We start from the raw sequence: 19305 nt of genomic DNA on the forward strand, positions 1-19305 counted from the left end.
CGCGTGGTTCACCGTGGCCCCGGCAACTCGATCAGCTCGGCCAGTTTCGTGCGTTGCTGCCCTGGAGTGCCGAAGGCCAGCTGGTCGGCCTTCGCGCGTTTGAGGTAGAGATGCGCGGGGTGTTCCCAGGTCATGCCGATCCCGCCGTGGAGCTGAATGGCTTCCTCCGCGGCGGTGACGGCGAAATCACCGCAGTAGGCCTGGGCGATGGTGGCCGCGATCTCGCTGTCCGGGTCCCCGGCGGCGAGGGTGGCGGCGGCGTAGCGGGCGGCACTGGTGGCGCCGTCGACCCCGGCGGCGAGATCGGCGAGGCGGTGTTTGAGCGCCTGGAACCCGCCCACGATCCGGCCGAACTGCCTGCGCTGCTTGAGATAGGCCACGGTCTCCTCGAGGCACCAGCGGGCGATGCCGACCTGTTCGGCGGCCAGCAGCGCGGTCGTGGTGCGCAGCGCGTGCCGCACGGCGGGTTCCGCCTGGCCGAGCACCAGTGTCCCCGGCGTGCCCCGCAGGGTGACATCGGCCAGCTGCCGGGTCATGTCCAGGCAGACGACCGGTTCCCTGCCCGCTTCGCCCGCGGCCACGGCGAACAGGGCCAGGCCGTCCCCGGTGGTGGCCGGTACCAGGAGCACCTCGGCTTCGAGGACACCGGCGACACTGGTGACGGTGCCGTGCAGCCGCCCGCCGTCGGCGCGCACCGGCGGCAGTTCCCCGTCCGGCGCGGTGGACAGCGCAACGGTGAGCGCCGCGGTGCACTCCCCCGCCGCCAGATCGGCGAGGAGTTCGGCGCCCGCTCGCTTCTCGGTCTCCCGGAGCGCGGTGGTCGCGAGCACGGCACTGGTCAGGAACGGCACCGGGGCGACCGCACGGCCCAGTTCCTCGAGCACCACGGCCGCCTCGCGCGCGGTGGCACCGGCCCCGCCCCGGTCCTCGGGGACCAGCAGCCCGGCAAGCCCCAGGTCCACCGCGAGGGTCTTCCACAGACCGCCGATCAGCGAGCGGTCGCCGTCGTACACGGCGGTCACCGCGGCGGTGTCGCACCGATCCGCGAGCGCATCCCGCACGGTGGCCCGCAGATCCTCCTCGATCCCGGTGTACAGCAGGTCGAGCTCGCTCATTTCGCTCCGTCCTTCCAGGGCACGTCCTTGTCCACACGGGGTTCCGCGGGCAGTCCGAGTACCCGCTCGGCGACGATGTTGCGCAGGATCTCGGATGTGCCGCCCTCGATGGAGTTCCCCTTGGCGCGCAGATACCGGTATCCGGCGTCGCGCCCGGTGAAATCGACCCGGTCGGGGCGCACCATGGTCCAGTCCGAGTAGCGCAGCCCCTGCTCGCCGAGGACTTCGAGTTCGAGCCCGGACAGCTGCTGGTTCAGCCGGGCGAACGAGAGTTTCATCGCCGCGCCTTCCGGGCCGGGCTGTCCCTGGGCGAGCTTCTGCCGCAGCCGTTCCCCGGTGAGCCGGGCGACCTCGGCCTCCACCCACAGCCGCAGCAACCGATCGTGCCGTTCCGGGGTACGGCCTTCCGGGTGCTCCCGCCAGGTTCGGGCGACGACCCCGGCCATACCGCCCTCGCGCGGTGCGGCGTGCGCCCCGATGGCCACCCGCTCGTTGTTCAGTGTCGCGGTGGCCACCTGCCAACCCTGCCCGACCTCACCGAGCCGCTGGCTGTCCGGGATGCGCACCTCGCTGAGGAATACCTCGTTGAACTCTGCCTCCCCGGTGATCTGGCGCAGCGGCCGCACATCCACCCCGGGATCGGTCATATCGCAGAGGAAGTACGTCATACCACGGTGTTTGGGCACATCCGGATCGGTGCGGGCCACCAGGATGGCGAACCGGGCGAGATGCCCGCTCGAGGTCCACACCTTCTGCCCGTTGACCACCCAGTCCGAACCGTCCGGCACCGCGCGGGTGGCCAGTGCGGCCAGGTCCGAGCCCGCTCCCGGTTCACTGAACAACTGGCACCAGATCTCCTCACCGGTCCACAGTGGACGGAGGAAGCGGCGCTTCTGTTCCTCGGTACCGAACGCGAGAATGGTCGGCGCCGCCATGCCGAGCCCGATCCCGTTGCGCTCCGGTTGGTTGTCCGGGGCACCCGCGGCGGCGAACAGCGCGTCGGTTTCCAGCTGCCAGGCCTGCGGCAGCCCGAGTCCACCGTGACCTTCGGGAAAGGCCACCCAGGCCAGACCGGCGTCGTAGCGGGCGCGCAGGAATTCCAGCCGTTCGGTGCGCGCGGGGTCGTGCGCGGCGAGGAAGTCCCCGATCCGCGACCGCAATGCTTCGATGTTCATCGGTTCTCCCGCTGCCTGCGCAGTTCGGTACGGGCCAGCGCGTTCTTGTGCACCTCATCGGGTCCGTCGGCGAACCGCAGGGTGCGGATCCCGGCGTAGGCGGCGGCGAGCGGGAAATCCTGGGCGAGCCCGCCGGCGCCGTGCACCTGGATCGCCTTGTCCAGGATCCACTGCACGGTGGCCGGGGTGGCGATCTTGATGGCCTGGATCTCGCTGTGCGCGCCCTTGTTGCCGACGGTGTCCATCAGCCACGCGGTCTTGAGCACGAGCAGCCGCAGTTGTTCGATGCGCACCCGGGATTCGGCGATCCAGTCGCGCACCACGCCCTGATCGGCGATCGGCTTGCCGAAGGCGACCCGTTCGTCAGCACGGGCACACATCAGCTCGATCGCCCGCTCCGCGACCCCGATGGAGCGCATGCAGTGGTGGATGCGCCCGGGCCCGAGCCGCGCCTGCGCGATCGCGAAGCCCTCGCCCTCCCCGCCGATCAGGTTCTCCACCGGAACGCGCACATCGGTGAAGCTCAGCTGCGCGTGGCCGCCGTGGTCGTGGTCGTCGTAGCCGAAGACCTCCATGCCCCGTTCCACCGTGAGACCGGGAGTGTCCCGGGGAACCAGGATCATCGACTGCTGGCGGTGCCGCTCCGCGTCCGGATCGGTCTTGCCCATCACGATGAAGATCTTCGCGTTCGGGTTCATCGCCCCGGTGATCCACCATTTCCGCCCGTTGAGCACATAGTGCTCGCCGTCGCGTTCGATCCGGGTGGCGATGTTCGTCGCGTCCGAGGAAGCCACATCCGGTTCGGTCATCGCGAACGAGGAACGGATCTTCCCCTCCAGCAAGGGTTCCAGCCAGTCCCGGCGTTGCGCCTCGGTGGCGAACAGGGACAGCACCTCCATGTTCCCGGTGTCCGGGGCGGAACAGTTCAGCGCGGCAGGGGCGAGGCCACCGCTGCGCCCGGTGATCTCCGCGAGCGGGGCGTACTGCAGATTGGTCAGCCCGCCGCCGTGCTCGCCGGGGAGGAACAGGTTCCACAGCCCACGGCGGCGGGCCTCGGCGCGCAGTTCGGCCAGCACCGGAACCGAATCCCAGGCCCAGCGGTCCGTCAGTTCCCCCAACTGCTCGGCGAACACCGGCTCGGCCGGGTGGACATGGTCGGCCATGAATTCGAGCAGGCTCTCCCGCAACTCCTCGGTCCTGGCGTCGTACGCGAACTCCATCAGCGATATTCCTCCAATGACTGCAATCCAGCCTCCAGGATCGGGACGACGGATTCGCCGACCCGCTCGAAACCCTGACCGACGGTCTGACCGTGCCGGTGCCGGTAGTGGATCCCTTCCAGGATCACGGCGAGCTTGAACGAGGCGAGCCCGAGGTAGAAGCCGAACCGCGCGGGCTCCCGCTGTTCGGCATAGCGCTCGATGATCTCTTCCTCGGTGAGGAATCCGGGCGCGAGGCAGGCATCCGCGTCCCCCGCGCCCAGGACCGCGAGCCGGTGATAGACCAGCATGAGCGCCAGATCGGTGAGCGGATCACCGAGGGTCGCCATCTCCCAGTCGAGCACCGCCGTGATCCGGTCCCCGGCGTCCACCAGCAGATTGTCCAGCCGGTAATCCCCGTGCACGATCGCGAAAGCGGACTCCTCCGGTACCCGCGCGGCCAGCCGTTCGAACAGCTCCTCGGCCGCGGGCAGTTCCCGGCTGTGTGAGGCGTCCAGCTGCTTGCGCCAGCGGTGCACCTGCCGGTCCAGAAACCCTTGCGGACGGCCGAAATCCGTGAGCCCCACCGCGGCGGGATCCACCGCGTGCAGCTCCGCGAGGGTGCCCACCATCGCGGAGCTCAGCGCCCTCGTCCGTGCCGGGCCGAACCCCGCGAGATCCTTCGCGTAGCGATACGGGGTGCCGGAAACCCGCTCCATGACGTAGAAGGGCGCGCCCAGTGGCTCCTCGTCCTGGCACAGCGCGTACATCCTCGGCACGGGCACCTCGGTGTCCCGCAGCGCGGACATCACCCGGTACTCGCGGCCCATATCGTGCGCGGTCGCCAGCACGTGCCCCAACGGCGGCCTGCGCAGGATCCAGGTCCGGGCACCGTCCCCGATCTCGTAGGTCAGGTTGGACTTCCCGCCGGTGAGCAGCCGCGCGCTCAGCTCCCGGCCCGCCTCCGGCACCATGGCGGTGAACCAGCCGGACAACCGCTCCAGGTCGAGTCCGGGCGGATTCCCGGTGTGCCCGCTCACGACAGCCGTTCCAGCACCATCGCCATTCCCTGGCCGCCGCCCACGCACATGGTCTCCAGGCCGAACTGTTTGTCGTGCCACCGCAGGGAATTGATCAGGGTGCTGGTGATGCGCGCCCCGGTCATGCCGAACGGATGGCCGACCGCGATCGCCCCGCCGTTCACGTTCAGCCGTTCCTCCTCGATCCCGAGTTCCCGGGCCGAAGGGATCACCTGCGCCGCGAAGGCTTCGTTGATCTCCACCAGATCGATGTCGCCGATGGAAAGGCCCGCCCGGTCGAGCGCTTTCCGCGAGGCCTCCACCGGACCGAGGCCCATGATCTCCGGGGATAGCGCGGTGACCCCGGTGGACACGATCCGCGCCAGTGGGGTGATTCCGAGTTGTTCGGCCTTCGTGTCGGACATGATCACCACCGCCGCGGCACCGTCGTTGAGCGGGCAGCAGTTCCCCGCCGTCACCGTGCCGTCCGGGCGGAACACCGGCTTCAGTGCCGCGACCCCGTCCAGGGTCACCCCGGCACGCGGACCGTCATCGGCGTCCACCACCGTGCCGTCCGGCAGGGTCACCGGGGTGATATCGCGGGCCCAGAACCCGTCCGCGATCGCCTTCTCCGCCCGGTTCTGCGAACGCACCCCGAACGCGTCCTGCTCCGCACGGGTCACCCCCTGGTACTGGGCGACGTTCTCCGCGGTCTGCCCCATCGCGAGGTACACATCGGGCAGCGCACCGGATTCGCGTGGATCGGCCCAGGTCTGGCCACCGCCCGCGAACTTCTCGGTGCGCGCCACCGCATCGGCGAACAGCGGGTTCTGCGTGTCCGGCATGCCGTCGGCGTTCCCGTGCCCGTACCGGCTCACCGTCTCCACCCCCGCGGAGAGGAACACCTCGCCCTCCCCTGCCTTGATCGCGTGCAGCGCCATCCGGGTGCTCTGCAGCGAGGACGAGCAGTAGCGGTTCACCGTGGTGCCCGGCAGGTGATCCATCCCGGACAGTACCGCGACCACCCGCGCCAGGTTGAATCCCGATTCGCCCGCCGGCTGCCCGCAACCGAGCACCAAGTCCTCGATCTCGCGCGGGTCCAGCTCCGGAACCTTGTCCAGCACAGCGCGCACCATGCGCACGGTCAGGTCGTCCGGGCGCAGTTCCTTCAGGGACCCTTTGCCCGCGCGGCCGATCGGCGAGCGGGCGGTAGCGACGATCACGGCCTCGGGCATGGACACTCCCTCGTGTAATGACTAAGCGCTTGCTTATTGTGTAGCGTGCTGGACGCGAGAACGGATCGTCAAGAGCCGGCCGCTGCCGATTCGAGTCGGGGAGGTCACACCACATGTCGCCGAGGTCCGCACCGGACGAGGGGGAAATAATGAGGCGCGATGACCGATTCAGCTGACCGCCCCCGCTCCGACGCCACCCGCGCTCGCCTGCTGGACGCGGCCACGGCGGCGTTCGCCGAGCGGGGCTTCCACGGGACCACGACGCGGGACATCGCCGAGGCCGCCGGGATGAGCCCGGCCGCGCTGTACGTGCACCACAAGTCCAAGGAGGAACTGCTCTACCTGATCTCCCGCTCGGGGCACGAGAACACGCTGCGGATCATCACCGAGGCGATCGAATCGGCCGGGGATCCGGCGGCCGCACTGCGTGCCGTGGTCCGCGATTTCGCCGCCCATCACGCACAGGGGCACACCGGGGCGCGGATCGTGAACTACGAGCTGGCGGCGCTCACTCCCGCGCACCACGCCGAGATCCGCGACATCCGGCACCGGATCCAGCACGCGGTCCGCGAGCTCGTCGAGCGCGGCGCCGAAGCGGGCGTCTTCGACGTCCCCGATCCGTCCATCGCCGCGGTCGCCGTGCTCTCCCTCGGTATCGACATCGCCCGCTGGTACCGCGATGAGGGCCGCTGGTCCCCGGAGGACGTCGCCGAGCACTACGCCGCGATCGCGCTGCGCATCGTCCGCGCCCACTGATCCGGCACGCGTAGTTTGGTGGCCGTGGACTTCCGAATCTTCACCGAACCCGAACTAGGTGCCGGTTACGGCGAGCTGCTGCGGGTCGCCCGGCTGGCCGAGCAGACCGGTTTCGAGGGCTTCTTCCGTTCCGACCACGTGCTGACCATGGACGGGTCCGCGGGCCTGCCCGGCCCCACCGACGCCTGGACCACCCTGTCCGCCCTGGGACGCGAGACCACCCGGATCCGGCTCGGCACCCTGGTCACGGCCGCGACCTTCCGGCTGCCGGGCATGCTCGCCATCACCGTCGCCCAGGCCGACGAGATGTCCGGCGGCCGGATCGAGCTCGGCCTCGGCGCGGGCTGGTTCGCCGCCGAGCACACGGCCTACGGCATCCCGTTCCCCACGGCGCGCGAACGGTTCGACCGGTTCACCGAACAGCTGGAGATCCTGAGCGGGCTCTGGGCCACCCCGCCCGGCGAGCGGTTCTCCTACGCGGGCACGCACTACACGCTCACCGACTGCCCGGCACTGCCCCGCCCGGTACAGCAACCCGGTCCGCCGGTGATCATCGGCGGATACGGGCCGCGGCGCACTCCCGCGCTCGCCGCCCGCTTCGCCGCCGAGTTCAACCTGACCTTCGCCTCGATCGACACCGCAGTCGCACAGTTCCGGCGGGTCGACGCCGCCTGCCGCGACGCCGGACGGGAACCGGCCAGCCTGCCCCGGTCGATCGGGCAGACACTGGCGCTCGGCCGCACCGACGCCGAGATCGCCGAGCGCGCCCTGCCCGCGGCGGCTCCGGAGGGCATGCGGGCCAACGCCTTGGCGGGTTCACCGGCGCAGGTGGTCGACGCCATCGGGCGGTGGCGCGAACACACCGGAATCGACCGGCTCTACCTGCAGATCCTCGATCTCGCCGACCTCGACCACATCGAACTCTTCGCCGCGGAGGTCATGCCGCAGCTCGCGGCCGACGGCGCACTCGGCTGAGAAGCACGGCCGGTTTCCGGGTCAGTTTCCGATTTCGCTGAACACGGATTGGGTTTCGAGGAACAGATCGAGGCCGTCCGGCCCGAGTTCGCGGCCCCAGCCGGATTGTTTGAAGCCGCCGGTGGGCATGGTGACATCGGCGAGGCCGTGCACGTTGATCCCGACCCGCCCGGCGCGGATACGGCCGGCGACCCGGTGCGCGCGGCCGATATCGCGGGTCCACACCGAGGCCGCCAGCCCGAACTCGGTGTCGTTGGCCGCGGCGACGACCGAGTCCTCGTCGGTGAACCGCTGGGCGGCGAGTACCGGGCCGAAGATCTCCTCGCGGGCCACCGCCATCGAAGCGTCCACCCCGGTCAGTACCGTGGGCTCGACGAAGTACCCGGGTGCGCGGCCGTTCCCGCCACTGAGCACCGTGGCGCCATCGGCGACACCGGCTTCGATGTACCCCAGGATCCGGTCGCGCTGCTCCTGCGAGATCACCGGACCCATCTGCGATCCGGCGTCCTGGCTGTATCCGAGCCGGATCCCGCGGCCGATCTCGGCCACTGCCTCGGTGACGGTGTCGAAGAGGGAGTCGTGCACGAACAGCCGCGAGCCCGCCGTGCAGATCTGCCCGGAATTCGAGAAGATCGCCGCAGCCGCACCCTCGACGGCCTTGTCGACGTCGGCATCCGCGAAGACGATCACCGGTGATTTCCCACCGAGTTCGAGCGAGACCTTCTTCAGGTTGCCCAGTGCGGCCTGCACGATCAGCCGCCCGACTTCGGTGGAGCCGGTGAAGGCGATCTTGTCGACTCCCTCGTGCTCGGCGAGCCGCGCTCCGGCCACGGCCCCATCGCCGGTGACGATGTTGACGACCCCGGAGGGAAACCCGGCTTCCTCGAGCAGCGGGGCGAGCATGAGCGCGGTGAGCGGTGTCTGTTCGGCTGGTTTGAGAATGACCGAGCAGCCCGCCGCCAGCGCGGGACCGAGTTTCCACGCGGCCATCAGCAGCGGCGAGTTCCACGGAATGATCAACCCGGCCACGCCGATGGGATGCCGCGCGGTGTAGGCGTGATAGCTACCGCTGCCGGTGCGGAGGAGCTCCGCACGCCCCGAGATCTTGTCCACCCATCCGGCGTAGTAACGCAGGCAGCGCGCCGCTTCCGGAATCATGCCCTGGCGTGCCTTGTGGTACGGCATTCCCTGATCGAGGCTTTCCGCGAGCGCGAAATCGTCCGCGTACTCCTCGATCAGATCCGCGAGGCGCCACAGCACCCGGGCCCGATCCGGAGCCGGTTTCGCCGTCCACCGGCCGTCCTCGAAACTCGCCCGGGCGGCGCGCACCGCCGCGTCCACGTGACCGGGATCCGCCTCCGGAACCTGGGCGAGCCGTTCGCCCGTTCCCGGATCGACGACTGTGCGCGTGTTTCCGGAACCGGAATACTCACCGCCGATGAGCATCGACCACTCGCGGTCGAAATCGGCGGCTCCCCGTGCATTACGAACTCGATTGTGCGATGTCATACAAGGAATTCCTCTTCTCGGCGCGCCAGCACGGCACGGACAATTCAGGAAGACATCTGATCGGCGGCCTCGTTGTAGGCCTGTGCCGCATTGCGAACGTGCTGCGCACACAGCTCACGGGTTCGTTCGGCTTTCCCGCTGACGGCCGCTTTCACGATCGCGCGAATTTCCTTGATCATCTGGTCGGTGCGGCCGGGCTGGGCCAGCGAAAGCGAGCGCACCAGGGTCGCCCGCATGTTCATTCCGTGCAACTGCCTGCTCAGTTCCGCATTCCGGCTACCGGCCATCAGCACTTCGTAGAACCGCGCTTTCGCCCGCAGCACGTCCACGACTTCCGGGACCGCATCGGCGACCTCGGCACAGGCCGATTCGAGGGCGTCCCGATCGTGCTGGTCCGCGTTCATGGCGAACAGATAACCGGCGAGGCCTTCCAGTGCCTCCCGGACCTCGTAGATCTCCCGCGCCTCGTCCCTGGTCAGGGTCGCGACGAAGCTGCCGCGACCGGTCGAGGACACCACGAGCCCTTCGCTCTGCAACTGCCGGAGGGCTTCCCGGACGGTGGCCCGGCTCGCGGTGGTGCTCTCGCACAGTTCCCGCTCGACCAGCATCTGGCCGGGCCGCAGCTCCAGATTCGATATCGCGCGGCGCAATTCGGCGGCCACCTGATCCCGGATCAAGGCCGGCGGGCGCTCGATCGCACGCAGCGAGTAGCTCGTCATCTCCGCATCTTCTCAACTCTTGTTCTATCTGACAACTGCTTGCTACTGTCACCTGTAAGACAGCTGTTGACCGTTCTTCAATGAGGAGGAACCGTGGCTGATCCGCATCGCGAGCTGTCCGAATCCGAACTACGAGCCCTGCGTCAGGCACTCGGAGCCTTCGTCACCGGGGTCACCATCGTCACCACCCGCGCCGAAGACGGTTCGTGGCGCGGGATCACGGTGAACTCGTTCACCTCCGTATCCCTGCGTCCACCACGGGTACTGGTCTGCGTGGACAATCGCGCCGCGAGTTTCCCGGTGTTCACCGCCGCCAGTGGGTACGTGATCAACATCCTCGGTGCCGAGGACCAGGAACTCGCCACCCGGTTCGCGAGCAAGCGCCCGGACAAGTTCGACGGGATCGAAGTCGAGCAGAGCCCGCTCGGGCACCCGATTCTGCGGGCCGCCACCACCTGGATCGAATGCCGCAGGGCCGAGACGATCGATATCGGCGACCATGCCGTGCTGATCGGCGCGGTCACCGACTACGCCGAACGCGGCGGGCAGCCATTGGCGTTCCATCAGGGCAGGTTCGTCAGCTTCGCCCCCGCTCCGCAGCTCGCCGACTCCGGCGGGGAGGGCCAAACCATCCGTGCGGGCTGGATCGTCGAGACACCACAGGGATCGGTCGCGCTCACCCATCTGCCGGACGGGCGGCTGGCCATCCCGACCGCGCCGGTGCACGCTCGTCAGCTCAGTGAGCGCAGCCTCTGCCGGGAAGGCGGTGCCCTGGTCGGAGCACCGATGACCATCGAGTTCCTGTACTCCGCCTACAACTCGGAGACCTCCGGCCAGCTGACCATGGTCTACCGTTCGACCACCGATCGCGCGCGGCTGGACTCGGACCGCGCCTCGCTCTATCCGTTGAGCGAGACCACCCTGAGCCGGATCGCGTCCACTGTGGAGCGTTCCGTTCTGCGGCGCTATGCCCGGGAGCGGGAGGGGCCGACGTTCGGCATCTACTCCGGCACCGAACTCAGCGGCAACGTCGTGCAGCTCTCCGGCTGACCGGATGCCCGAACCCGAACCCAGCGACGAACGAAGGGTCATCATGAAGTTCGCTTTGATGCTCGATCTCGGCCGTATCGACGCGCGGATCTCTGCCGCGGAACTACGCGACCGTGCCAACGAAATCGTGGAATTCGCGGACCGATCGGGATTCGACACGGTGTTCTGCGGCGAACACCACGGACATGAGCTGACGATGGCGCCGAATCCGCTGGCGCAACTGGCCGCCTGGTCGCAACGCGTCGAGCGGATCCGCCTTGGCACAGCGGTATTGTGCGCACCCTACTGGCACCCGGTCCGGCTGGCCGGCGAAGCGGGACTGGTGGACCTGCTCAGTGACGGCCGCCTCGAACTCGGCATCGGGCGTGGCGCCTACACCTACGAGTTCGCCCGCATGGCCGGCGGAATCGCCCCGGAGATCGCGCGGGAGAGCCTGGCCGAACTGGTGCCCGCGCTGCGCGGACTCTGGGCGGGCGACTATGCCCATGACGGCGCCAAGTACAGCTTTCCCGCCACGACCTCGACACCGAGGCCGACCCAGCCCGGCGGCCCGCCACTGTGGATTTCCGCCCGCCATCCGGAATTGTTCGAACTGGCGGTCCGGGAGCGCTGCAACGTGATGGTCGCACCGCTGAACATGCCCTTCGAGGAAGTGGTCTCGTTGCGCGAGCGGCTGGACAAGGCGGTCGCCTCGGTCGGAAACGGCCATGTACCGCGCATGATGACGCTGCGGGACGCCTTCGTGTACGAGGATCCCGGGCAGTGGAAGGTCGGCCCCGAGGCCGCGCTCGCCCGCGAGCCGTACTTCAACTCGCTGTTCCAGTCCGACGGCGAGGTGCACGAGGGCTTCGTGCATCCGTACCACAAGCCAGGAACCCAGCCACCCACGGCCGAGGAACTGTGGCAGAACCTGGTTTTCGGCACACCGTCCCAGGTGATCGAGAAACTGCACCGGTACGAACAGGCCGGTACCGATGTCTTCCTGTACGGCGCGACGTTCGGTGTACCGCACGAACTCGAGATGCGCAGCCTGGAACTGTTCGCCGAGCAGGTGATCCCGGCATTCGGCACCGGGGAACCGCGATGAACCCGGCACCCGGCCTGCACACCGTCTTCGAGTCACCGGGGAACCAGACGACGCCCTGCGTGCTGATCCACGGTGTCGGCAGTGATCTCGGTTCCTGGGACGCCATCGCCGGACAGCTGGCCCAGCACGCCCCGGTAGTACGCCAGGATCTGCGCGGGCACGGCCGTTCGCACTCCCCCGCCGGGGCCTGGGACATCGACGATTTCGCCGCCGATCAGCTCGAGGTCCTGGACCTGTTCGGGATCAAGACCGCGCACGTCATCGGATTCTCCCTGGGCGGCCTGATCGCCCAGCGCCTGGCCGCGCGGCACCCGGACCGGGTGCGGAGCCTGGTGACGATCTCCGCGGTGGCGGGCCGTACACCGCGGCAGCGGGCCGCCGTCCTGGACCGGCTCGCCCGGATCGAGAACGACGGCCCCGAAGCGGTCGCCCGGGAAAGCGTCGACCGGTGGTATTCGGCCGAATACCTGCGCGCGCATCCCGAGGTCCGGGACCGGACCCTGGCCCGGATGGCCGCACTGGACCCGGATTCCTACGCCCGCGCCTACCGCGTGCTCGCCACCACGGATCTGGCCGCCGAGCTCGGCTCGATCACCGCCACGACCCTTGCCATGACAGGGGAACTCGACATCGGCTCGCCACCGGAGATGACCCGGCGCATCGCCGAAGGCGTGCGCACCGGCAGACACGTGGTGTTCCCCGGAGTACGGCATTCGATTCTGTCGGAAATTCCCGACCTCATCACCAAGGAGATTCTCGACCATGTCCGAGACTGTTGACGGCCAGGACATCCACGACGCCGGAATGCAGGTCCGCAGGACCGTTCTCGGCGCGGACTACGTGGACAAGGCAGGAGCCCACGCCGACGACCTCACCGTCGAGTTCCAGCGATTCCTCACCACCTACTGCTGGGGCGAGATCTGGACCGACGAACGGCTGAGCAGGCAGCAGCATAGCCTTGTCGTGCTCGCGATCGCGGCCGCGCTCGGCCGGGTCAACGAGTTCGAGGCCCATGCCAAGGGCGCCCTGCGGAACGGGATCACCCCGGACCAGCTGACCGCGGTGCTCCGCCAGATCGCGGTCTACGCCGGGGTTCCCGCCGCCGTCTCCTGCCAGGCCGCCCTGCGCAGGGCGATCGCCGAGCACTGCCGGGGCGAATGACCATGGTGGTGACACGTCGGGGGTTCCTCGGCGGTGGTGCCGCGCTGCTCGGCGGCACCGCCCTCTCGGCCTGCGGGATGACCGCCACCTCGGGCAAGCAGACGCTGACCATGGTGACCTGGGGCGGCACCACCGGCGAGGGCTATCAGAAACTGGTCGCCGCTCCGTTCCAGAAATTGACCGGCATTCCGGTCCGGGTGACCGCGCCGGTCGACTACGGCCGCTATCGAGCCCAACAGAAAAACGATCGGATCACCTGGAACTGGATCGACTTCGAAGGCTGGTACACCTTCCAGCACCAGGAATGGTGGGCGAATATCGGCAACGAGGTCGTCACCGGGGACGTGCACGACTACATCGAGCTTCCCGGCGGCAGCAAACCCGTGCTGCCGTGGGGAATCGCCAGCGGCAGCTACTGTTTCGCCATCGCCTACCGCACCGATCATCCCGGAAGGCATCCGCGCTCCTGGAGTGAATTCCTCGATCCGCGCGCGGTTCCGGGCAAACGCAGCATCTACAACTGGCCGTTCGGCATGCTGGAGATAGCGCTGCTCGGCGACGGGGTTCCCTACCGGGATCTGTATCCGCTCGATATCGATCGCGCGATCGGCAAACTCGATTCGATCAAAGGATCGCTGACGTTCTGGAATTCCGGTGCCGAACTGCAACAGCAACTCTCGGCGGGAACCGCTCCGTTCGCGTTCGCGTGGAACAACCGCGCCGCGGCGGTGGCGCGCGCCGGTAAACCGGTGGCGCTCGAATGGCAGGACAATCTGCAGGACGGCGGATACGACGTGGTCGCGGCCAATGATCCGCAGAAAGACGAGACGATCCGGCTGCTGCGCTACATGAATCGCCCCGATGTCATCGTCGGCAGATCCCGGGCGACCGGGTACAGCCCGACCACGCACACCGCGCTGCAGAAGATGAGCCCGGCCGAACGCCAGTGGCTCAACCTCGAACCAGCTCACCTCGCCAAGGCCGTCGGCTCGATCGATCTGTCGTGGTGGGCGGAGAATTTCGACGAGGCCACCAACAAATGGAACACCTGGGCAAGCGCATGAACACCATGACAACGGCAACGACCCGGCCGAGCGCCCCACGCGCCCCGGCCACCAGGCGGCGCCGGGAACGCACCTGGCTGCTCACCGTTCCCGCCCTCGCACTGGTCATTCCGGTCTTCCTGATCCCGACCGTACTCGTCCTCTCCACCGCCTTCACCGAGGCACCGGCCGGGCTCACCCACATCCGGGATGTGTTCACCTCCTCCCTCGCGCTCGGTGTACTGGGCCGCAGCCTGTTCGTCTCGCTGATCGTGACCGTGATCAGCCTGGTGCTCGCGCTGCCGTACGCGATGTTCGTCGTGAAGGCCGGGGCGCGCCTGCGGAACCTGCTCCTGGGCGCGGTCCTGTGCACCCTGTTCTTCAGCGTCATCGTCCGCGCGTACGCCTGGCTCGCGCTGCTCGGCAAGGGCGGCCCGATTCCCGAGGCACTGCACGCGATCGGGCTCATGGGGGCGGACGGTTCGCTGGCGCACACGCGTACGGCCACGATCATCGCGATGACCCAGTACGGCGTGCCGTACATGCTGCTGGCGCTCTACGACAACATTCGCAGGCTGGATCCCGCACTGGAGCGCGCGGCGGCGATCTGCGGAGCCAACCGGGTCACCCGGTTCTTCCGGGTCTCGCTTCCGTTGATGCTGCCCGGAATCGCTTCGGGATCCATCATCGTGTTCGTGACGACCCTTGGCTACTACATCATTCCCGCCGTGGTCGGTTCGCCACAGGACATGATGGTCGGCCAGCTCATCAGCGTGCAGATCAACACCGCGACCAACTGGGGCTTCGGCGCGGCGATCGGTGCCGTGCTCGCCGTGGTGGCCCTGGTGTGCTTCGTGCTGTTCCGGCTCGTCGGCCGCCTGGAGCGGAGGTACCGGTGACATGGACTCCAAACTGCTGCGCGCGATCAACACCGTCTACGCCTGCCTGCTGGCGCTGTTCCTGATCGTGCCGAGCCTGGTGGTGATCCCGCTCGCGTTCAGCACCAGCCAGTTCCTCGAATTCCCGCCGCCGGGATTCTCCACGCACTATTTCCGGGAATTCTTCGCCGACCTGCAGTGGCGAGCCGCGCTGCAGCGCAGCCTCAATGTGGCACTCGTGTCCGTACTCATCTCGCTGCCGATCGGGGTGGCCGCCTCCTGGTGGCTGGTCCGCGGGCGTTCCCGGTTCAAGAATCTCGTGGAATCCACCCTGATGCTGCCGATGATGATCCCGATCGTGGTGTTCGGGCTCGGCGCTTATCTGATCCTGTTGCGGTTCCATCTGGTCGGGAATCTCTGGATGGTCGCCGCAACCCACGCCGTGCTGGAGATACCCTTCGTCATCCTCACCGTTACCGCGGCACTGCAGACCTTCGATTTCCGCCTGGTGCGCGCGGCACGGGTCTGCGGGGCCGGATCGTTCACCGCCTTCCGCAGTATCGTGCTCCCCATCATCGCGCCCGCCGTCGGTGCCGGAGCCCTGATCGGGCTGATGACTTCCTTCGACGAGGCGGTGATCGCCCTGTTCATCGCCGGTGACACGCTTCCCACCCTGCCCGTGCAGATGTTCAACAGCATCACCTACGACGTGAACCCGCTCGTACCGGTGGCGGCGACCGTGCTGACGGTCGTCACGCTGGTCCTCCTGCTGGCCGCCCTGTTGCTCGTGCGGTGGTCGCGCAAACGCACCGATATCCAGATCCGACTGTAGGGATTCCGCCCATGTCCACCAGTTGCCAGAGCACCGCCGGTTCGCTCACCCTCACCGGTATCGGCAAGAACTACGGCGCCGTCACCGCGGTCCAGGACATCGATCTCGCGGTAGGCCAAGGAGAATTCGTGTCCCTGCTCGGGCCGAGCGGTTCGGGCAAGACCACCACGCTCAACATCATCGCCGGATTCGAGACCCCGGACGTCGGTTCGGTCGCGCTCGCCGAACACGACATCACCCGGCTGCCGACGCACAAACGCAACCTCGGCATGGTGCTGCAAGGCTACGCGCTCTTCCCGCACATGACTGTCGCGGAAAACGTCGGATTCCCGCTCAAGGTCCGCCGGAAAGCCAGGCCCGCGGCGAGGAAACGCATCGAGGAGGCACTCGAGATCGTCGGTCTCGGTCAGCTGCGCGACCGCTATCCACGCCAGCTCTCCGGCGGCCAGCAGCAGCGGGTCGCGGTGGCGCGCTCGATCGTGCACGAACCGCCGGTCCTGCTCATGGACGAACCGCTGTCCGCGCTCGACCGGTCCCTGCGCAAGCAGATGCAGGCCGAACTGCGCAGGGTGCACCAGGAAGTCGGCACCACCATCGTCTACGTCACCCACGACCAGGACGAAGCGCTCGGGCTCAGCGACCGCACCGTCGTCATGCGCGATTCCCGGGTCCGCCAGATCGGCAGCCCCCGCGAGATCTACGAGCGGCCGGCCGATGACTTCGTCGCCGGTTTCGTCGGCGCCGCCACTTTCCTCGACGTGCACTGCCTCGACGTCTCCCCCGGCCAGGTCACCACCCGAGCCGGTTGCGGACAGCCGATCCGGGGCAGCGCCACGGATCAGGTCAGCCCGGGCGACAAACTCCGCGTCGTACTGCGCCCCGAGGACGCCCACCTGTCCACCGATCCGGCCCGGCAGTGGAACACCTTCGCGATCACGGTCGCCGAGAAGGTGTTCCTCGGCGACCGGGTGCTGTGCACCGGAACCCTCGCCTCCGGGGAACGCTGCTCGTTCTGGATCTCGCACGACGAGGACCGCGAGATCCGGATCGGCAGTCCGACCGAGATCGCCTGGCCCGCCGAACGCAGTGTGCTCGTCCGGCTCGCCGAGGACCAGACCGGCAGCTGACCGTACCGGCTCATTTCGATTCCAGGCGCGCGGTGTTCCCGGTCATGAGCGCGATCCTCGGCTGTGCGACGAGCAGAACGGCCAGGGCGGCCACCGGGACGAGCGCGGCGGTGCCCACGGTGACCCAGGTGGTCGCGGTCGCCAGCGAATGCCCGAGCGTGATCAGCCCGACCACGACCGCGGGACACCCCGCCCCGAGATAGAAGGCGAGGTGCAGCGCCCCGGTGATCGCGCCGCGCTTGTCCGCAGGGGCGACCACATCGATGGCGCTCGCCGCCCCGCCGTAGGCCAGGCCGTGCCCGCATCCGGCGACCACGGCCGCGAGCAGGGTGAGCACTACCGAAGCACCGGTGGTCGCGGCGAGCAGGCCGAGGCTGACCAGCAGCGCGCCGAGCCCGGCCAGCTGCGCTGCCCGGGTGCCGATCCGCGGCACGAACGGCTGGGTCAGCACCGAACAGATCAGCACCGCCCCCAGGACACAGCCGACCAGCGCGGTACCGGCCTGCATGGTCCTGGTGAGCAGGGTCGGGATAACGGCGAGGAACAGCCCGGCGACGGTCCAGGCGAGGAATCCGCTCGCCGCGGCCGTCGCGAACAACCGGCGCATGCCACGGGGGACCTCAGGTAATGCCGGTTTCCAGCGCAGGGTCCCGGACACCGAGGAATCGAGGCCGCTCACCCGGCGCCACCCGAATCCGAGCAGCACGAGGTGCAGCACGAACGGAACCAGGTGCGGCGCCGGGACGTACTGGGCCAGGAAGCCGCCCGCGACCGGTCCGGCCGCGGTACCGGAGACGAACGCGATACTGGCCAGCACCGCCCCGCTGCCCGCCCGTCGCCCACCGCTGCGCGCACTGATCAGCGCACCCGCCGCACCGGTGGCCGCACCGAGGGCGAATCCCTGCGCGGCGCGCCCGGCCAGCAACCAGGCGGGACCCGAGGCGAACAGGAAACAGGCCGAGCCGAGCGCCGCCAGCAGCAGGCTCACCCGCAGCACCAGCCGGGGACCCACCGCATCGGAGACCGAGCCGCACATCACCAGCGCGGGCGCACTGACCAGCGCGAAGGTCGCGTACACCACCGTCATCAGCAGATCGCTGATCCCGAACATCTCCTGGTACCCCGGATAGAGCGGGCTCGGCAGATAGGCGCCCGCGGTCAGCACGACCAGCACGTACACCGCGGTCCGCAGCTGGCTGCGATCGGCGGATCGCCCAGTGGAAACCGTATGTGTGGCAAGGGGAAGCGAGGAAGGGTTCGGCTGCGTCACGCTTTCCAAGCTGCCATCCCGGGATGGCCGGCGACATCAAACGTTCCAGGACGGCACCATGCAACGCGATTGCACGATTGACCCGGCTCACATCCGGACGGCTCGGCGCCGGTGCGGATCGTTGACCGAAGTCCAGTCCCTGTACGACCATCTGGGCGATCCATTCACAACCACAGACCGGAGACCGACCTCGTGCCGCCGAACCACAGAGCCGAAGAACCCGACGCGAGCCCCGCGGGCACGGAACACCCCGATCCGCCGGATTCCCGGTCCACCGGCAACGGCATCGCCTTCCTCAGCGTCATCATCGCGGCACTGATCATGGCGGCCTCCTACACCTTCACCAAGGTCGCGCTCCGCGATGTGCCACCGCTGACGATCGGAGTCATCCGGTTCGCCATCGCCGCCGCGATCCTCGCCGTATGGGTGCACTGGATCAAGCGTTATCCGAAACCGGCCCGCAAGGATCAGTGGCGGCTCGCACTCGGCGGCATCTTCGGATTCACCCTGTACTTCAGCGTCGAGAACTTCGGTATCGAACTGGCCACTCCGACCGATGCCGCCCTGCTCGTCGCGTCCTATCCGGCCCTGACCGCGTTGCTCGACCTGATCCTGCACCGCCGCCGGACACCACCCCGCGAGCTCGCCGGGATCGGGCTCGCGATCGCTGGGGTCTTTCTCGTGGTCGGGTTCAACGGGGCGAGCGGGCAGGCCCGGCTGCTCGGGGACATCCTGCTGATCGTCAGCGGCATCGTGTGGGCCCTCTACAATTTCGCGACCCGGGACGTGGCCGGGCGCTACCCCACTCCGCAGATCGTCTACTACCAGGCGCGCGTCGGTGCGCTCGCCTTCGTTCCGCTGGCGCTGATCGAGATCGGCGACTGGCACGCGCCGCATTCCCCGGCGGCCACGGTGACCAGCCTGCTGCTGCTCGCCGTGGTCTGTTCCATCGCCGGGATGGGTTGCTACGCCCACGGACTGACCCGGCTCCGGCCGAGCACCGCGGTCAACATCCTCAACCTGATCCCGGTCTTCGGAATCCTGATCGCCTGGCTGCTGGTCGGCGACCAGGTCACCCCGCTGCAGATCCTCGGGGGTGCCGTTGTGGTCCTCGGTGTCACCGTGACCAGCCGGAAGTGATCACCGTGGCCTACG

The 19305-nt window shown here is 68.5% G+C and carries 19 protein-coding genes; 11 read left to right on the plus strand and 8 right to left on the minus strand.

Annotated elements, in window-relative coordinates; all coding sequences use genetic code 11:
• Positions 1-8: 8 nt before the first annotated feature.
• The 5 genes from AD72_RS01555 to AD72_RS01575 all read right to left on the minus strand — a co-directional run bounded on the left by AD72_RS01555 (position 9) and on the right by AD72_RS01575 (position 5743).
• Entirely contained in the window at positions 9-1115 is a 1107-nt protein-coding gene (locus tag AD72_RS01555; RefSeq protein WP_031464523.1) for an acyl-CoA dehydrogenase family protein, read from the minus strand.
• A complete protein-coding gene (locus AD72_RS01560; protein WP_031464524.1) occupies positions 1112-2290 on the minus strand; it encodes an acyl-CoA dehydrogenase family protein in 1179 nt (392 codons plus the stop codon). Before AD72_RS01560 ends, AD72_RS01555 begins: the two co-directional genes overlap by 4 nt.
• The gene (locus tag AD72_RS01565; protein ID WP_031464525.1) at positions 2287-3510 is read right to left on the minus strand and encodes an acyl-CoA dehydrogenase family protein; all 1224 of its coding nucleotides are present in this window, start codon (positions 3508-3510) and stop codon (positions 2287-2289) included. The genes AD72_RS01560 and AD72_RS01565 overlap by 4 nt, the downstream gene beginning before the upstream one ends.
• The gene (locus AD72_RS01570; RefSeq protein ID WP_082468720.1) at positions 3510-4463 is read right to left on the minus strand and encodes a phosphotransferase family protein; all 954 of its coding nucleotides are present in this window, start codon (positions 4461-4463) and stop codon (positions 3510-3512) included. The genes AD72_RS01565 and AD72_RS01570 overlap by 1 nt, the downstream gene beginning before the upstream one ends.
• Positions 4464-4525: 62 nt before the next feature.
• On the minus strand, positions 4526-5743 hold the full coding sequence (locus tag AD72_RS01575) for an acetyl-CoA C-acetyltransferase (RefSeq protein WP_031464527.1): 1218 nt from the start codon (positions 5741-5743) through the stop codon (positions 4526-4528).
• Between the two features lie 159 nt (positions 5744-5902).
• On the opposite strand from AD72_RS01575, the gene AD72_RS01580 reads away from it, so the two are divergent.
• Both AD72_RS01580 and AD72_RS01585 read left to right on the plus strand, forming a co-directional pair.
• Positions 5903-6499, plus strand: a complete 597-nt coding sequence (locus tag AD72_RS01580; RefSeq protein ID WP_031464528.1) for a TetR/AcrR family transcriptional regulator — start codon at positions 5903-5905, stop codon at positions 6497-6499.
• A gap of 24 nt (positions 6500-6523) precedes the next feature.
• Complete coding sequence (locus tag AD72_RS01585) at positions 6524-7474, plus strand: LLM class F420-dependent oxidoreductase (protein ID WP_031464529.1); 951 nt, start codon at positions 6524-6526, stop codon at positions 7472-7474.
• Positions 7475-7495: 21 nt separating this feature from the next.
• Here the strand turns inward: AD72_RS01585 and AD72_RS01590 are convergent, their stop codons facing one another.
• Together AD72_RS01590 and AD72_RS01595 are read right to left on the minus strand one after the other, a co-directional pair.
• Positions 7496-8983: an aldehyde dehydrogenase family protein gene (locus AD72_RS01590; protein WP_031464530.1), complete on the minus strand. Its 1488-nt coding sequence runs from the start codon at positions 8981-8983 to the stop codon at positions 7496-7498.
• 44 nt (positions 8984-9027) lie between these two features.
• Entirely contained in the window at positions 9028-9702 is a 675-nt protein-coding gene (locus tag AD72_RS01595) for a GntR family transcriptional regulator (RefSeq protein WP_031464531.1), read from the minus strand.
• Between the two features lie 93 nt (positions 9703-9795).
• Between AD72_RS01595 and AD72_RS01600 the strand changes: the two genes are divergently transcribed.
• From AD72_RS01600 to AD72_RS01635, 8 genes are read left to right on the plus strand one after another with little or no spacing between them, the layout of a single operon-like run.
• Positions 9796-10752 carry a flavin reductase family protein gene (locus tag AD72_RS01600; protein WP_031464532.1) on the plus strand — a complete coding sequence of 319 codons (957 nt, stop codon included), beginning with the start codon at positions 9796-9798 and terminating at the stop codon, positions 10750-10752.
• A 43-nt stretch (positions 10753-10795) separates the two neighbouring features.
• On the plus strand, positions 10796-11839 hold the full coding sequence (locus tag AD72_RS01605; protein WP_031464533.1) for an LLM class flavin-dependent oxidoreductase: 1044 nt from the start codon (positions 10796-10798) through the stop codon (positions 11837-11839).
• Positions 11836-12618 (plus strand): alpha/beta fold hydrolase, encoded by a 783-nt coding sequence (locus AD72_RS01610; protein ID WP_037344554.1) that lies wholly within the window; start codon positions 11836-11838, stop codon positions 12616-12618. The genes AD72_RS01605 and AD72_RS01610 overlap by 4 nt, the downstream gene beginning before the upstream one ends.
• Entirely contained in the window at positions 12602-13000 is a 399-nt protein-coding gene (locus AD72_RS01615; protein WP_031464535.1) for a carboxymuconolactone decarboxylase family protein, read from the plus strand. The genes AD72_RS01610 and AD72_RS01615 overlap by 17 nt, the downstream gene beginning before the upstream one ends.
• Positions 13001-13008: 8 nt before the next feature.
• Complete coding sequence (locus AD72_RS01620) at positions 13009-14064, plus strand: extracellular solute-binding protein (RefSeq protein ID WP_197284852.1); 1056 nt, start codon at positions 13009-13011, stop codon at positions 14062-14064.
• A gap of 5 nt (positions 14065-14069) precedes the next feature.
• Positions 14070-14942, plus strand: coding sequence for an ABC transporter permease (locus tag AD72_RS01625; protein ID WP_197284853.1), 873 nt, complete (start codon positions 14070-14072; stop codon positions 14940-14942).
• Position 14943: 1 nt separating this feature from the next.
• Positions 14944-15753 carry an ABC transporter permease gene (locus tag AD72_RS01630; protein WP_051897718.1) on the plus strand — a complete coding sequence of 270 codons (810 nt, stop codon included), beginning with the start codon at positions 14944-14946 and terminating at the stop codon, positions 15751-15753.
• An 11-nt stretch (positions 15754-15764) separates the two neighbouring features.
• Entirely contained in the window at positions 15765-16880 is a 1116-nt protein-coding gene (locus tag AD72_RS01635; RefSeq protein ID WP_031464539.1) for an ABC transporter ATP-binding protein, read from the plus strand.
• A gap of 10 nt (positions 16881-16890) precedes the next feature.
• Here the strand turns inward: AD72_RS01635 and AD72_RS01640 are convergent, their stop codons facing one another.
• Positions 16891-18150, minus strand: a complete 1260-nt coding sequence (locus tag AD72_RS01640) for an MFS transporter (protein ID WP_231644703.1) — start codon at positions 18148-18150, stop codon at positions 16891-16893.
• A 192-nt stretch (positions 18151-18342) separates the two neighbouring features.
• Between AD72_RS01640 and AD72_RS01645 the strand changes: the two genes are divergently transcribed.
• Entirely contained in the window at positions 18343-19290 is a 948-nt protein-coding gene (locus AD72_RS01645; RefSeq protein ID WP_082468716.1) for a DMT family transporter, read from the plus strand.
• The last annotated feature ends 15 nt before the right edge of the window (positions 19291-19305 follow it).

It is taken from the genome of Sciscionella sediminilitoris, from assembly GCF_000737195.2.
GTDB lineage: Bacteria > Actinomycetota > Actinomycetes > Mycobacteriales > Pseudonocardiaceae > Sciscionella > Sciscionella sediminilitoris.

Coding starts and splice junctions, on each gene's coding strand:
- AD72_RS01555 (WP_031464523.1), bottom strand. CDS start 1,115: ATGAGCGAGCTCGACCTGCTGTACACCGGGATCGAGGAGGATCTGCGG.
- AD72_RS01560 (WP_031464524.1), bottom strand. CDS start 2,290: ATGAACATCGAAGCATTGCGGTCGCGGATCGGGGACTTCCTCGCCGCG.
- AD72_RS01565 (WP_031464525.1), bottom strand. CDS start 3,510: ATGGAGTTCGCGTACGACGCCAGGACCGAGGAGTTGCGGGAGAGCCTG.
- AD72_RS01570 (WP_082468720.1), bottom strand. CDS start 4,463: ATGGTGCCGGAGGCGGGCCGGGAGCTGAGCGCGCGGCTGCTCACCGGC.
- AD72_RS01575 (WP_031464527.1), bottom strand. CDS start 5,743: ATGCCCGAGGCCGTGATCGTCGCTACCGCCCGCTCGCCGATCGGCCGC.
- AD72_RS01580 (WP_031464528.1), top strand. CDS start 5,903: ATGACCGATTCAGCTGACCGCCCCCGCTCCGACGCCACCCGCGCTCGC.
- AD72_RS01590 (WP_031464530.1), bottom strand. CDS start 8,983: ATGACATCGCACAATCGAGTTCGTAATGCACGGGGAGCCGCCGATTTC.
- AD72_RS01595 (WP_031464531.1), bottom strand. CDS start 9,702: ATGACGAGCTACTCGCTGCGTGCGATCGAGCGCCCGCCGGCCTTGATC.
- AD72_RS01605 (WP_031464533.1), top strand. CDS start 10,796: ATGAAGTTCGCTTTGATGCTCGATCTCGGCCGTATCGACGCGCGGATC.
- AD72_RS01610 (WP_037344554.1), top strand. CDS start 11,836: ATGAACCCGGCACCCGGCCTGCACACCGTCTTCGAGTCACCGGGGAAC.
- AD72_RS01615 (WP_031464535.1), top strand. CDS start 12,602: ATGTCCGAGACTGTTGACGGCCAGGACATCCACGACGCCGGAATGCAG.
- AD72_RS01625 (WP_197284853.1), top strand. CDS start 14,070: ATGACAACGGCAACGACCCGGCCGAGCGCCCCACGCGCCCCGGCCACC.
- AD72_RS01630 (WP_051897718.1), top strand. CDS start 14,944: ATGGACTCCAAACTGCTGCGCGCGATCAACACCGTCTACGCCTGCCTG.
- AD72_RS01635 (WP_031464539.1), top strand. CDS start 15,765: ATGTCCACCAGTTGCCAGAGCACCGCCGGTTCGCTCACCCTCACCGGT.